General features: G+C 55.0%; 12 protein-coding genes. 5 read left to right on the top strand and 7 right to left on the bottom strand.

Annotation, left to right across the window (positions count from 1 at the left end; all coding sequences use genetic code 11):
- Nucleotides 1-9: 9 nt before the first annotated feature.
- Nucleotides 10-918, bottom strand: a complete 909-nt coding sequence (gene cysD / locus JGC47_RS03805; protein WP_004155818.1) for a sulfate adenylyltransferase subunit CysD — start codon at nucleotides 916-918, stop codon at nucleotides 10-12.
- Between the two features lie 9 nt (nucleotides 919-927).
- A complete protein-coding gene (gene cysG, locus JGC47_RS03800) occupies nucleotides 928-2,343 on the bottom strand; it encodes a siroheme synthase CysG (protein WP_024015180.1) in 1,416 nt (471 codons plus the stop codon).
- Between the two features lie 328 nt (nucleotides 2,344-2,671).
- On the opposite strand from cysG, the gene JGC47_RS03795 reads away from it, so the two are divergent.
- Nucleotides 2,672-2,956: a YciI family protein gene (locus JGC47_RS03795; RefSeq protein ID WP_004155808.1), complete on the top strand. Its 285-nt coding sequence runs from the start codon at nucleotides 2,672-2,674 to the stop codon at nucleotides 2,954-2,956.
- A gap of 41 nt (nucleotides 2,957-2,997) precedes the next feature.
- Here JGC47_RS03795 and JGC47_RS03790 read toward each other — a convergent pair whose 3' ends face one another.
- From JGC47_RS03790 to cysJ, 3 genes are read right to left on the bottom strand one after another with little or no spacing between them, the layout of a single operon-like run.
- Entirely contained in the window at nucleotides 2,998-3,729 is a 732-nt protein-coding gene (locus JGC47_RS03790) for a phosphoadenylyl-sulfate reductase (RefSeq protein ID WP_004155806.1), read from the bottom strand.
- 12 nt (nucleotides 3,730-3,741) lie between these two features.
- On the bottom strand, nucleotides 3,742-5,457 hold the full coding sequence (gene cysI / locus JGC47_RS03785) for an assimilatory sulfite reductase (NADPH) hemoprotein subunit (protein ID WP_004155804.1): 1,716 nt from the start codon (nucleotides 5,455-5,457) through the stop codon (nucleotides 3,742-3,744).
- Nucleotides 5,457-7,259, bottom strand: a complete 1,803-nt coding sequence (cysJ, locus tag JGC47_RS03780) for an NADPH-dependent assimilatory sulfite reductase flavoprotein subunit (protein ID WP_004155801.1) — start codon at nucleotides 7,257-7,259, stop codon at nucleotides 5,457-5,459. Before cysJ ends, cysI begins: the two co-directional genes overlap by 1 nt.
- Nucleotides 7,260-7,546: 287 nt before the next feature.
- Here cysJ and queD point away from each other — a divergent pair, with 287 nt between their 5' ends.
- Complete coding sequence (gene queD / locus JGC47_RS03775) at nucleotides 7,547-7,906, top strand: 6-carboxytetrahydropterin synthase QueD (RefSeq protein WP_004155800.1); 360 nt, start codon at nucleotides 7,547-7,549, stop codon at nucleotides 7,904-7,906.
- Between the two features lie 270 nt (nucleotides 7,907-8,176).
- Here queD and JGC47_RS03770 read toward each other — a convergent pair whose 3' ends face one another.
- Nucleotides 8,177-8,986, bottom strand: coding sequence for a YopT-type cysteine protease domain-containing protein (locus tag JGC47_RS03770; protein ID WP_004155795.1), 810 nt, complete (start codon nucleotides 8,984-8,986; stop codon nucleotides 8,177-8,179).
- Between the two features lie 340 nt (nucleotides 8,987-9,326).
- Here JGC47_RS03770 and JGC47_RS03765 point away from each other — a divergent pair, with 340 nt between their 5' ends.
- From JGC47_RS03765 to JGC47_RS03755, 3 genes are read left to right on the top strand one after another with little or no spacing between them, the layout of a single operon-like run.
- On the top strand, nucleotides 9,327-10,010 hold the full coding sequence (locus JGC47_RS03765) for an amino acid ABC transporter permease (protein WP_004155793.1): 684 nt from the start codon (nucleotides 9,327-9,329) through the stop codon (nucleotides 10,008-10,010).
- Entirely contained in the window at nucleotides 10,003-10,767 is a 765-nt protein-coding gene (locus tag JGC47_RS03760; protein ID WP_004155792.1) for an amino acid ABC transporter ATP-binding protein, read from the top strand. The genes JGC47_RS03765 and JGC47_RS03760 overlap by 8 nt, the downstream gene beginning before the upstream one ends.
- A gap of 40 nt (nucleotides 10,768-10,807) precedes the next feature.
- A complete protein-coding gene (locus tag JGC47_RS03755; protein ID WP_004155786.1) occupies nucleotides 10,808-11,581 on the top strand; it encodes an amino acid ABC transporter substrate-binding protein in 774 nt (257 codons plus the stop codon).
- Between the two features lie 272 nt (nucleotides 11,582-11,853).
- Here the strand turns inward: JGC47_RS03755 and queE are convergent, their stop codons facing one another.
- Nucleotides 11,854-12,525, bottom strand: coding sequence for a 7-carboxy-7-deazaguanine synthase QueE (gene queE / locus JGC47_RS03750; protein WP_004155774.1), 672 nt, complete (start codon nucleotides 12,523-12,525; stop codon nucleotides 11,854-11,856).
- Nucleotides 12,526-12,620 lie beyond the last annotated feature (95 nt).

Genomic DNA, 12,620 nt, shown 5'->3' with positions numbered 1-12,620 from the left:
GGCGGCTCCTTAGAAATAACCCTGGCGTTTCTTCAGCTCCATCGAGCCGGCCTGATCGCGGTCTATCATCCGCCCCTGGCGCTCGCTGGTGGTGGAGACCAGCATCTCCTCAATGATACCAGGCAGCGTTTGCGCTTCTGACTCCACCGCGCCGGTCAGTGGCCAGCAGCCGAGGGTTCGAAAGCGCACCATGCGCTGCTCAATCACTTCGCCAGGCTGCAGGTCGATGCGGTCGTCATCAATCATCATCAACATGCCGTCACGCTCCAGTACCGGTCGCGGTGCGGCCAGATACAGCGGCACAATTTCAATGTTTTCCAGGAAAATGTATTGCCAGATATCCAGCTCGGTCCAGTTAGACAGCGGGAAGACGCGGATGCTTTCGCCCTTGTTAACCTGGCCGTTGTAGTTGTGCCACAGCTCCGGGCGCTGGTTTTTCGGGTCCCAGCGGTGGAAGCGGTCGCGGAAAGAGTAGATACGCTCTTTGGCGCGCGACTTTTCTTCATCACGACGCGCGCCGCCGAAGGCCGCGTCGAAGCCATACTTGTCCAGCGCCTGCTTCAGCCCTTCGGTTTTCATGATATCGGTGTGTTTGGCGCTGCCGTGCACAAACGGGTTAATCCCCATCGCCACCCCTTCCGGGTTGCGGTGCACCAGCAGTTCGGCACCGATGTTTTTCACCATGCGGTCGCGGAATTCGTACATCTCGCGGAATTTCCAGCCGGTATCAACGTGCAGCAGCGGGAACGGCAGCGTTCCCGGATAGAAGGCTTTGCGCGCCAGGTGCAGCATCACCGATGAATCTTTACCGATGGAGTACATCATCACCGGATTGGCGAACTCTGCCGCCACTTCACGGATAATATGGATACTTTCCGCCTCCAGCTGACGCAGATGAGTGAGTCGTTTTTGATCCATGATTGTTCCTCAAGCCAAATTCACAACGGGGGACTGGCGTCCGTCCTGCTGCGCTGAATGTTGATACCACGCCAGCTGCTGATGCAGATTGACCACTTCACCAATCACTAACAGCGCCGGAGTGGGGGCATTTTGTGCCAGCTCTCCAAGCTGTTGCAGCGTGCCGGTCAGTACCTGTTGATCCTGCCGGGTCCCACGACCGATCACCGCCACGGGCGTTGCCGGATCGCGCCCGTGCGTTATCAACTGGTCGGCAATATCCCCCGCAGCCATCGCCCCCATATAAATCGCCAGCGTCTGTCGTGCGCGCGCCAGCGAAGGCCAGTCGGTGCCGTTACCGTCGGCGCGGCACTGCCCGGTGACAAACAGCACGCTCTGAGCATAATCACGGTGGGTAAGCGGAATACCGGCGTAAGCAGTAGCACCGGCAGCTGCGGTCACGCCGGGCACGACCTGGAAGGGGATGCCCGCCGCCGCCGCCGCCTGTAGCTCTTCACCGCCACGGCCAAAGATAAACGGGTCTCCGCCCTTCAGGCGCACCACGCGCTTGCCCTGCTGTGCCAGCTCCACCAGCATGCGGTTGATCTCTTCCTGTGGCACGCTGTGGGCGTTGGCGCGTTTACCCACGCAGATGCGGTCAGCATCACGCCGCACTAAATCAAGGATTTCATCGCTGACCAGGTAGTCATACAGCACCACATCCGCCAGCTGCATCACCTGCAGTCCGCGCAGGGTCAGTAGCCCACTGTCTCCGGGGCCGGCGCCGACAAGAATGATTTCTCCCTGGGGCGTTTCCGCATCGGTTAGCTGATTGTCAAGCGTGCGTTTAGCGCCATCCACATTGCCCGCGGCCACCTGGCTGGCGAACAGCCCGTTAAAGGCTTTGTCCCAGAAGCGGCGGCGGTCGGACATCATCGTGAAGCGCGCTTTAACCTTGTCGCGCCACTGCCCGGCGATCTGCGCCATCTGGCCGAGATTAGCAGGCAGCAGCGCCTCCAGTTTTTCGCGCAGCAGGCGCGCCAGCACCGGCGCCGTGCCGCTGGAGGAGATAGCCACCACCAGCGGAGAACGATCGACGATGGAAGGGAAGATAAAAGAGCATTTCGGCTGGTCATCAACCACGTTGGCCAGCAGATGGCGAGCGGTGGCATCCTGATAAACCCGACCGTTCAGTTCAGCATTATCGGTGGCGGCGATCGCCAGGAAAACCCGGTCGAGCTGCTCTGGCTGATAGGCGGTTGCCAGCCATTCAATGTGGTGACTTTCGGCAAGAGCGGCGAGTTCTTCGCACAGCCGGCGGGAAACGACCTGTACCCGTGCACCGGCCCGGCGCAGTAGTTCGATTTTGCGTGCAGCCACGTCGCCGCCGCCCACCACCAGCACCGGCTTGTGTCTGATATCAGCAAAAAGAGGGAGATAGTCCACGCGAACCTTCATAATCACATAAGCTTGAAAGGGACTATACGTGTCTGGCTGAAGGGTTATGAAATTACGAATTGGAATGAGTAGTTACCGAATGGAATAACGTAGTGGTAAAGCTGCGAACAAAATGTGCTTAACAGATGATATCGTTAGCATTCGGGCAGCGGACACGCCAGCAAATACCCGACGGATTTATTGCGGTCAGTTTAAAAAAACTGGCTGCTGAATCGCAGCCGGCCGCCGCACCCTTTAACGAACTGCGCAGAATCACTCTCGTTGTTGCGCTGACCGCTGCCGATGGCATTGCTCTCTTTTAACGTCTGGAGTCATTATGTATCTTGTTTTACTGAGCTATACCCGCCCGATGGACGAAGTTGACCGCCTGCAGGAACCGCATATCGAGTGGATTAACCGCTATTTTGCCAGCGGCGAGTTTATCAGCGCCGGGCGCAAAGACCCGCGCACGGGCGGGATGATTATGGTGAAGGAGATGGATCGCGCACGGCTTGATGCCATTCTGGCGGAAGATCCTTTTCAGGCCGTAGCACGATATGAGGTGACCAAAGTCAATATCACCCGCTCTGCCGATGCATTTTCCGCGCTGACGGGGATCTGATCATCAGGAACGGGCTGCGGTTTCAGCCCGTCCGTTTTCCCTTATTCGTGCAGGCCGCATTCGCGCTTCAGGCCAAAGAAGCGGGTCTCTTCTTCTGCCATGCCCGGCTGCCATTTACGCGTGGTATGCGTATCGCCGACTGAAAGGTAGCCCTGCTCCCGCAGCGGGTGGTAGCCAAGGCCGTGCTGTTGCAGGTACTGGTAAACCTGGCGGTTGTCCCAGTCGATGATCGGCAGCAGCTTGAAAACGCCTTTTTTAATCGCCAGCACCGGCAGATGCGCGCGGCTGCCGGACTGATCGCGGCGCAGACCGGCAAACCACGTCCGGGCTTGCAGCGTTTCCAGCGCACGGTTCATCGGTTCCACTTTGTTGATCTGATTGTAGCGCTCAATGCCTTCTATCCCCTGCTCCCACAGCTTACCGTAACGTGCCTCCTGCCATGCCGGGCTTTGCGCGGCGCGGAAAACCTGTAGGTTGAGATCCAGCTTCTCCGTCAGCTGGTCAATAAACTGGTAGGTTTCCGGGAACAGGTAGCCGGTATCGGTGAGGATCACCGGGATATCTGCTTTCTGGCGCGTCACCAGATGCAGGCTCACCGCCGCCTGAATGCCGAAGCTGGAAGTTAATACCGCCTGGCCTGGTAAATTCTCCAGCCCCCAGATCACCCGATCCTCGGCCGAAAGCGTATCCAGCTTATTGTTAATGTCAGCAAGCGCCATCACGCGTTCCACCTTCGGGAGTTGGTTCAGTGCAGTGAGATCGAGAACCGCCATCTTATGCCTCCATCATTGCCAGAAATCGCGGGCCGGATCGCGTACCGGTTGCACCACTCCGGCACGGATGGTGAAATCACCGAAGCCTTCATCGGCTTCGCGCTCCTGCGACCAGCGGCCGATCAGTTCATCAAGGGTTGCCAGAATTTGCTCTTCGTTGATATTTTCGCGATACATGCGCGGGATGCGCGTACCAATGCGGTTACCGCCAAGGTGCAGGTTATAGCGCCCCGGCGCTTTCCCCACCAGGCCGATTTCCGCCAGCAGCGCACGACCACAGCCGTTAGGGCAGCCGGTGACGCGCAGAACAATATGCTCATCGCCCACGCCGTGTGCGGTGAGGATCTCCTCCACGCGGGTGACGAACTGCGGCAGAAAACGCTCTGCTTCCGCCATCGCCAGCGGACAGGTCGGGAATGCCACACAGGCCATCGAGTTTTCACGCTGATGACTGACGTTTTCCATCAGACCGTGCGCGACCGCCAGCCGCTGAATATTGTCTTTTTCTGCCTCCGGCACCCTGGCAACGATCAGGTTTTGATTCGCGGTCAGGCGGAAGTCACCGTGGTGGATTTTGGCAATTTCTGCCAGGCCGGTTTTCAGCGGGCGGCCCGGATAATCCAGCAGACGGCCATTTTCGATAAACAGCGTGAGATGCCACTGGTTGTCAATGCCCTTAACCCAGCCGAAACGATCGCCACGGGTGGTAAATTCATACGGTCGGATCGGCTCAAAGGTGATACCGGCACGGCGCTCGACTTCTGCCTTAAACACATCCGGCCCCACGCGCTCAAGGGTGTACTTGGTTTTGGCATTTTTACGGTCAGTACGGTTGCCCCAGTCACGCTGGGTGGTTACCACTGCTTCGGCCACGTCGAGTATCTTACTCAGCGGCAGATAGCCGAACTCGCTGGCGGTACGGGCATAGGTGGCTTTATTTCCGTGTTCAATAGAAAGACCGCCGCCGACCAGCAGGTTGAAACCGACCAGCCTGCCGTGTTCAGCGATGGCGATAAAGTTCATGTCGTTAGCGTGCAGGTCTACGTCATTGTGCGGCGGAACCACCACGGTGGTTTTGAACTTACGCGGCAGATAGGTTTCACCGAGGATCGGCTCTTCATCGGTGGTGGCGACTTTTTCCTGGTCAAGCCAGATCTCCGCATAGGCACGGGTTCGCGGCAGCAGATGTTCGGAGAGCTTTTTCGCCCATTCGTAGGCTTCCTGATGCAGTTCGGACTCAATCGGGTTCGAGCTGCACAGCACGTTACGGTTGACATCGTTGGCGGTGGCCAGCGCGTCCAGCCCGACTTCGTGCAGCATCTGATGCGCCGGTTTGACGTTGCCTTTCAGGATGCCGTGGAACTGGAACGTTTGACGGTTAGTCAAACGAATACTGCCGTACAGGGTATTGTCGCTGGCGAACTTATCGATGGCCAGCCACTGCTTTGGCGTCATAATGCCGCCCGGCAAACGGCAGCGCAGCATCATCGCATGACGCGCATCCAGCTTTTGTTCGGCGCGTTCGGCGCGAATATCGCGGTCATCCTGCTGGTACATGCCGTGAAAGCGGATCAGCAGAAAGTTATCGCCGTTAAAGCCGCCGGTCAGCCCGTCATGCAGGTCTTCGGCAATGCCACCGCGCAGATAATTGCTCTGTTTCTTCAGCCGTTCGGCGTCGACCAGCTTGCCTTCAACCACCAGCGGCCCAGGGTATTTTTCATCGCTCATTAGTACACATCTCGCTGATAACGGCGCTCAATGCGCAGCTCGCTTAAAAACTCATCTGCCGCTTCGATGTCCATTGCACCGAATTCGGCTACCACTTCCAGTAATGCCTGCTCAACGTCTTTAGCCATGCGGTTGGCATCGCCGCAGACATAAATATGCGCGCCCTGTTCGATCCAGCGCCACAGTTCTGCGCCTTTGGCGCGAATTTTGTCCTGTACGTAAACCTTATGCTGCCCATCGCGCGACCAGGCTAAATCAATGTGGGTCAGCAGGCCATCCTTCATGTAGCGCTGCCACTCGACCTGATAAAGAAAATCTTCGGTAAAGTGCGGGTTACCAAAGAACAGCCAGTTCTTGCCGCCAGCCCCCTCGCTGTCACGCTGCTGCATAAAGGCGCGGAATGGCGCGATCCCGGTGCCGGGGCCAATCATAATCACCGGCGTTTGCGGGTCGGCCGGCAGACGGAAATTGTCATTATGCTCAATGAAAATGCGCACTTGCGCATCCTCGCTCAGTCGGTCAGCCAGATAGCTGGAAGCGCCTCCGGCACGGGCACGCCCTTCGATCTCAAAGCGTACGGCGCCCACGGTAATATGGACTTCGTTCTCGTTCTCTGCCTGCGATGAGGCTATGGAGTACAAGCGCGGCGTGAGCGGGCGCAGCAGCTCCGTCAGCTGTTCCGCGTTCAGCTCGGTCGGGGCATAGCGCGCCATATCAACGATTGGCGTATGCTGCGCATAGTGCTGCAATGCGCTCTTATCGCCAGTCATTGCCAGCAGTGCCTCATTACGTGAAAGCCTGGCATACTGTTCGATAATCTGCGGGGTATTTACCGTCAGTTCGTAATGTTTTTGCAGCGCTTGCGCCAGCGGCATGGAGCGGCCATCGACCGTCACCGGCTCGTCGCCCTTCAGCCAAAGAAGTTCCAGCAGCTCCTTTACCAGCGCCGCATCGTTTTCAAACCAGACTCCCAGCGCATCACCGGGCTGATAGCGCAGCCCGGAATCACCAAGGTCAATTTCGATATGGCGTACATCTTTAACGGAGTGGCGGCCGGTGATTTTCTGATTAACCGCCAGGCTGGCGCTAAGCGGCGCTTCTTTGCTGTACGGGCTGCTGTAGATTTCGTTGACGCTGCCCGCTGCGGCAGCCGTGATCTGAGACAAACCCGCCTGCGGCACACGCGCGGTCAGAATATCGGTTAACCGTTGACGCCAGGACTGCGCCTCGGCAGCGTACTCGACATCGGCATCGACGCGCTCCAGCAGGCGCTCAGCGCCCAGCTCGGCCAGCCTGCCGTCAAAATCTTTACCGGCCTGGCTGAAGTATTCATAAGAAGTATCGCCAAGGCCAAACACCGCAAAGGCGCTGGCGTTCATCTTTGGCGCTTTCTTCGACATCAGGAATTTATGTAATGCCACCGCCTCTTCCGGTGGTTCGCCCTCACCCTGGGTTGAGGTGATCACCACCAACAGTTTTTCCTGGCCGATTTGTTTGAACTTATAGTCACCGGCATTCACCAGGTTGACGTTGAGTTTGGCACCCAGCAGATCGTCACGCAGCTGTTCAGCCAGGCGGCGGGCATTCCCGGTCTGGGAAGCGGAAAGGACGGTGACCGTTGGCACCTCAATGGCTGCCGGTGCACTGGCAGTCTGAGCGCCGGGTGCCTGATTAACCATGCCCCAGAAATAACCGGAAAGCCAGGCCAGCTGGGTGGGAGAAAAATCTCCGGTCGCCGCCTGTAAGCGGGCGAGCTGCTCCGGATTGAGCGGAAGCATGTTTGAAGGTGCCTGAGTCGTCATTAGGTCAAAAGTTCCACAGTCAAAGATCTATAGCAACAGGGTAAAGGTAAGCATAACAACCCTTAAATAAGGGTTGGTGCTAATTCATAACCAAAATGACTAAACGGTTTTTTGGGTAAGCATTAGCGGCAAAACAAATTATACATCGTGTTGATTTTCAATTAATTACCTAAAATCGCATGTCGTTACTTTTCCGCCCATAGCCTTTAGTCCGTAAACGGGTGCGAAAAAAGCGGATTTCGGTTATCCTGCGGCGCTTTGCAAGACCTTCACAGAGACCGGGAACTATGGCCACCACGCTATTTAAAGAATTTCAATTTGAAGCCGCGCACCATCTGCCGCATGTGCCGGCCGGGCACAAATGTGGTCGCCTGCACGGGCACTCCTTTATGGTTCGGCTGGAAATCACTGGCGAAGTAGATGCCCACACCGGCTGGGTTATGGATTTTTCCGAGATCAAAAGCGCCTTTAAGCCCGTTTATGACCGGCTTGATCACTACTATCTTAACGATATTCCCGGGCTGGAAAACCCGACCAGTGAAGTGCTGGCAGAATGGATTTGGCAGCAGATGAAACCTGCCCTGCCCCTGTTAAGCGCGGTAATGGTAAAAGAGACCTGCACCGCCGGATGCGTCTACCGCGGCTGATGGCGGGTTAGTCTGTCGCATAACAATATCGCCAGCCCGGCCTGCACCCGGCAATGACAGGAAGACAAACCCGCTCTGGCCGTTGACCATCACACATGGTGCGTTAAAGGCTGCTTAATCTTTATCAAGAGCACTATTTACTCCTTAAGAAAATGGTTTTATCGCGGTGGACATTATTCATCCACGCGATTTGTCTGAACGGTTCACTGTCAGGCGCAAGAAGTTATTTGCCGTTTCTTCTGTTGATACCATTGCGCTTTATTATCAGGCTTAGCGTAAATGGGATGCAAAAACCTGTACGCCAATGAGAGGTAAGCGATTAGTATCGGACAGGCTTTCTATCACATAAGGCAGCGTGGTTGATTCAACCTGAAACTCACCAAGATTTGGGTCAAATAACAGCGTATTCTTCCCGTCTTTTACAATGGAAAATCCCAGGGCGTGAGCCTGATTATCGCTATAAATTGCCAGCACGCCTTTTCCGCTGCTTATCATTGCGTCACTGACCTGCTTAAGTGCCTTATCATCAACGCTGCGGTAACGGCCCTGTTGCTCGCATGCAATAAGGAAAGGCAGATCGGACAGGGTCTTATCTTCCAGAACGGGTTTAAGACTTAATCCCTTTAGCTCCGCCGCCTGTAACAAACTGCGGGTCCCTGCCATGGCAGCACTGGTTACCCCGGGGTTTTCTCTGGCAAAATTCAACTGAAATTTATGTTCCGATCTGTAAAAGTTCTGAAGCGTTCTGGCATGAACAACCCCTTCAAATGCGCCCAGAAAGCGCATCCGCTCTGCAGATGCATAAGGGGTAGGATGTTCCTGTCCCCCATGGATCATACTGTTCCAACTAAGTGACAGCCCAAAACACATCGCCCGCTTGCTGATACCGTGATTTGCTGTGCATTTGTCCTGGTCAAACCTCGCCAGCGTCGTTGAAGCCAATGGCTCAGGCAGTTTTTTCCAGCGCGTATCGTTTATCTGCCCCGGATCGGGCATTTGATCTTCGTTGGTTGTTAAAGGTCCGGCCTTGACTGCTGCACGAAGTGCTGTGCTGGTCAGGCGAGCAGGTAGATTGTTCACCGACTTTACTCCCCCGTGGTAATAAAAACTGTATGTGACATTTTTTCCTGTACGGTTCCCCGAGCCGCCGGCACTGGCTGCAGGCAATAGGGTTTGTCGCATTAGCGATAGCGTTACAGGCTGGTATTCGCTGAAATACCTGAAGAGCAAGACCAACAGCCCGCTATTAGTCGGTACTGGCCTTATTTGGCAAATGATTCAGGCACGTTATCATCAAAATTATCTATTCAATTTAAGAATAATCTATAACCGCAAGTTATATAGTTCGCCTGCGTTGACATGATAGTCTTTGCTGTCAACACGAATACTCTTAACAAAGCTATTTTAGGGAAGGTGTCAGGTGCCCTCATGGATTAATTTAGCAATCGACTCATTCTGGCCAATGCTGTATGCCGGGCTGACATTCACCATTCCACTCACGCTGATTGCTTTTACACTGGGTTTATCCCTTGGCATTGTTGTCGCCCTTGCCAGACTGTATGGCCCCCGCCCGTTACAGAACCTGGTGCGCTTTTATGTCTGGCTTATTCGCGGCACGCCGCTGCTTGTTCAGCTGTTTCTGATTTTCTACGCTTTGCCCGGGGTCGGTATTACTATCGATGCATTCCCGGCGGCCGTTATCGGCTTTACGCTGAATATCGGGGCTTATACTTCGGAGATCATCCGCGCCACGCTGTTGTCCGTCCCGAAGGGGCAATGGGAAGCGGCGCACTCCATCGGCATGAGTTGGGGGCAGACGCTACGACGCATTATCATGCCCCAGGCGGCAAGGGTTGCGGTGCCGCCGTTATCAAATACCTTTATCGCACTGGTTAAAGACACTTCTCTGGCATCGGTGATCACCGTGCCGGAGCTGTTTCTCGCCGCGCAGCGTATTGCTGCGGTGACCTACCAGCCGTTAATACTGTATACCGAAGCGGCGATTATTTATTTGCTGCTCAGTTCGGTGTTATCTGCTTTGCAGGCACGACTGGAAAAAAAGCTGGCTTACAACGGTGCAATAAAAGGAAGAGATAATGATTAAATTATCCGCCATTGAGAAACGCTTTGACGGTAACCCGGTATTAAAAAACATCAACCTGACCATCAATGAGGGCGCGGTTACCGCTCTGATTGGGCCGTCGGGCAGCGGCAAAAGCACCCTGCTGCGCTGTATCAACCTGCTGGAAATTCCGCAATCTGGTGAATTAACCATTGGTGATCAACAGCTTTCATTCACCGGTAGCGCTCGCGTAAGCAAAAAAGACACCCGCCGCATCTGCCAGCAAACCGGTATGGTGTTTCAAAACTTTCAGCTGTTTCCGCATTTAACGGTAATTGAAAATATCATGGAAGGCTTGATCACCGTCCTGAAGCAAAGCCGGCCACAGGCTAAGGAACGCGCAGAGATGCTGCTGAATAAGGTTGGCATGCTGCATAAACGGGATGCCTGGCCTGCCACGCTGTCCGGTGGCCAGCAGCAGCGCGTGGCCATTGCCAGAGCGCTGGCTCCTTCGCCTAAAGTTTTGCTGTGTGATGAGCCTACTTCGGCGCTGGATCCGGAGCTTTCACAGGAAGTGGTCGCGGTATTAAAGCAGCTCGCCAGCGAGGGCATGACCATGTTGATGGCAACGCACGATCTGCGTCTGGCTGCTAATATTGCCAGCCAGGTGGTGTTTATTGAGGCGGGGGAAATTGTTGAAAGCGACAGCTCGAAAAATATTTTCACCCGGCCAGGTAAGACCAGAACCAAAGCCTTTATCTCGACGTTGACCGAAACCTTACCCGATTGGGAAATTTAACCCGAAGACTACATTACCGAGCGCATTCAGGAGTTATGACATGAAATCTATCGCAACGCTGTTATTGGCTGGCATGGTACAGTTCGGCCTTTCATCACAGGCACTGGCAGAAACCGAGCTGGCTAAGGTTCAGTCAGCGGGTACGCTGAAAATCGGCACTGAAGGCACCTATCCGCCTTTCAGCTACCACGATACCAGCGGAAAACTGATCGGCTTTGATGTTGAAATCGGTCGCGAAGTCGCTAAACGTCTCAATGTTAAGGCGGAATTTGTGGAAGCAAAATGGGATGGCTTGATTGCCGGACTGGATGCACGCCGCTATGACGCAGTAATTAACCAGGTTGCTATTACTGCGCCACGCCAGCAAAAATACGATTTTTCTGTTCCGTATCTCTCTTCCAGAGCGGTACTGATCGTGCGTAACGACAACAGCGAAATGAAGTCGTTTGACGATCTCAAGGGGAAAAAATCAGCTCATACCTTAACCAGTAATTTTGCCCAGCTGGCTGGCCACTACGGCGCGCAAATTGTCGGGACTGACGGTTTTAATCAGTCGGTTGATCTGGTCGCCAGCGGTCGCGCAGACGCCACCATCAACGACAATCTCTCCTACCTCGACTTCAAAAAGCACAGACCCGATGTGAAGGTAAAGATTGCCGCGACGCTACCGGCTGCCGAGGATGAAGGGATCCTGCTGCGCAAGGGCAATCCTGAACTTAAGGCTGCCATTGATAAAGCCATTAGCGATATCAAAACCGACGGAACCTATAAGCGTATTTCACAGCACTATTTCGGCGCAGACTTATCTGAATAACTTTATGCCGCGGGGTGATTAAGCCCCGCGTTTGCAATCTGTTCTGATAATGCGGACGTCAGGTTCGCCAGCGTGCACGTATTCAGGTTATCTCTTCCTTGCCTGTACACTGAATGTGTTCCCCCATCACAGAGCAAATCATTTATGCCGGCAGCGCATTGCTGGCGACTATTCAGACAATTTAATGAGATTTCAGTATTCAGGGGTAAAGGGCCAACCCGTTCAGCCCTTTTATCAACGATGAGTGCGGACTTGACTTGCCGGTGATGTCATCAGGCAATATTGAGATATTTGTGCGTCTGCATCGACAGTCGCCAGTTACGGGCGATGCAGGTGTCAATACAGAGTTGGGTGGCATCGGCCTTTTGGCTGACAGGCTGCAGGGCGATGATACGCGCCTTGTTATCACTGAGCGTTGCCAGCAGGTCGTCAAGCGCATCCACGTCGCGCTGGCGCGCTACCGGGTGCTTAACCTCATCGGCGCGCACTAACGCCTGGTTGAGCACATCGTAGCCGCCGCGCATATTCACCTTTGGCGATACCGTTACCCAGGTTTCCGCCGTGCAATGCACTTCATGGGTGCCACTGGTTTCGATCTGACAGCTGAAGCCACTGCCCTGGAGCGCGGCGGTCAGTGGCGTCAGATCGTGAATGCACGGCTCACCGCCGGTGATCACGATATGCTTTGCCGTCCAGCCGTGTCGGCGGATGGTTTCCAGCAGCGCTGGCGCATCGGCCGCGCCCCAGGCATCGGATTCTACCGTTTTCAGCAAAATATCCCCCAGCGATGTCTCCCGATTGGCCAGCTTATCCCAGGTGTGTTTGGTATCACACCAGCTGCAGCCCACCGGGCATCCTTGCAGGCGGATAAAAATTGCCGGAACGCCGGTATAAACCCCTTCGCCCTGCAACGTCTGAAACATCTCATTTATCGGGTACTGCATCAATTTCTCGACTGGCGGTGAATAAAGGCCGCAGATTATGGCAGATTGCACGGATAAGGCCAAACAAAGCGTGCGGATTAAGTCCGGCCTTATCA

It is taken from the genome of Erwinia amylovora (assembly GCF_017161565.1).
GTDB lineage: Bacteria > Pseudomonadota > Gammaproteobacteria > Enterobacterales > Enterobacteriaceae > Erwinia > Erwinia amylovora.
Note: the sequence above shows the minus strand (reverse complement) of the source record. Positions and strands in the feature narration are given on the sequence as shown.

What these genes read in the sequence shown, in the direction of transcription:
- JGC47_RS03760 (WP_004155792.1), top strand. Translation starts at nt 10,003, where the DNA reads ATGATTAAATTATCCGCCATTGAGAAACGCTTTGACGGTAACCCGGTA.
- JGC47_RS03795 (WP_004155808.1), top strand. Translation starts at nt 2,672, where the DNA reads ATGTATCTTGTTTTACTGAGCTATACCCGCCCGATGGACGAAGTTGAC.
- cysJ (WP_004155801.1), bottom strand. Translation starts at nt 7,259, where the DNA reads ATGACGACTCAGGCACCTTCAAACATGCTTCCGCTCAATCCGGAGCAG.
- JGC47_RS03755 (WP_004155786.1), top strand. Translation starts at nt 10,808, where the DNA reads ATGAAATCTATCGCAACGCTGTTATTGGCTGGCATGGTACAGTTCGGC.
- cysD (WP_004155818.1), bottom strand. Translation starts at nt 918, where the DNA reads ATGGATCAAAAACGACTCACTCATCTGCGTCAGCTGGAGGCGGAAAGT.
- queE (WP_004155774.1), bottom strand. Translation starts at nt 12,525, where the DNA reads ATGCAGTACCCGATAAATGAGATGTTTCAGACGTTGCAGGGCGAAGGG.
- cysI (WP_004155804.1), bottom strand. Translation starts at nt 5,457, where the DNA reads ATGAGCGATGAAAAATACCCTGGGCCGCTGGTGGTTGAAGGCAAGCTG.
- queD (WP_004155800.1), top strand. Translation starts at nt 7,547, where the DNA reads ATGGCCACCACGCTATTTAAAGAATTTCAATTTGAAGCCGCGCACCAT.
- JGC47_RS03790 (WP_004155806.1), bottom strand. Translation starts at nt 3,729, where the DNA reads ATGGCGGTTCTCGATCTCACTGCACTGAACCAACTCCCGAAGGTGGAA.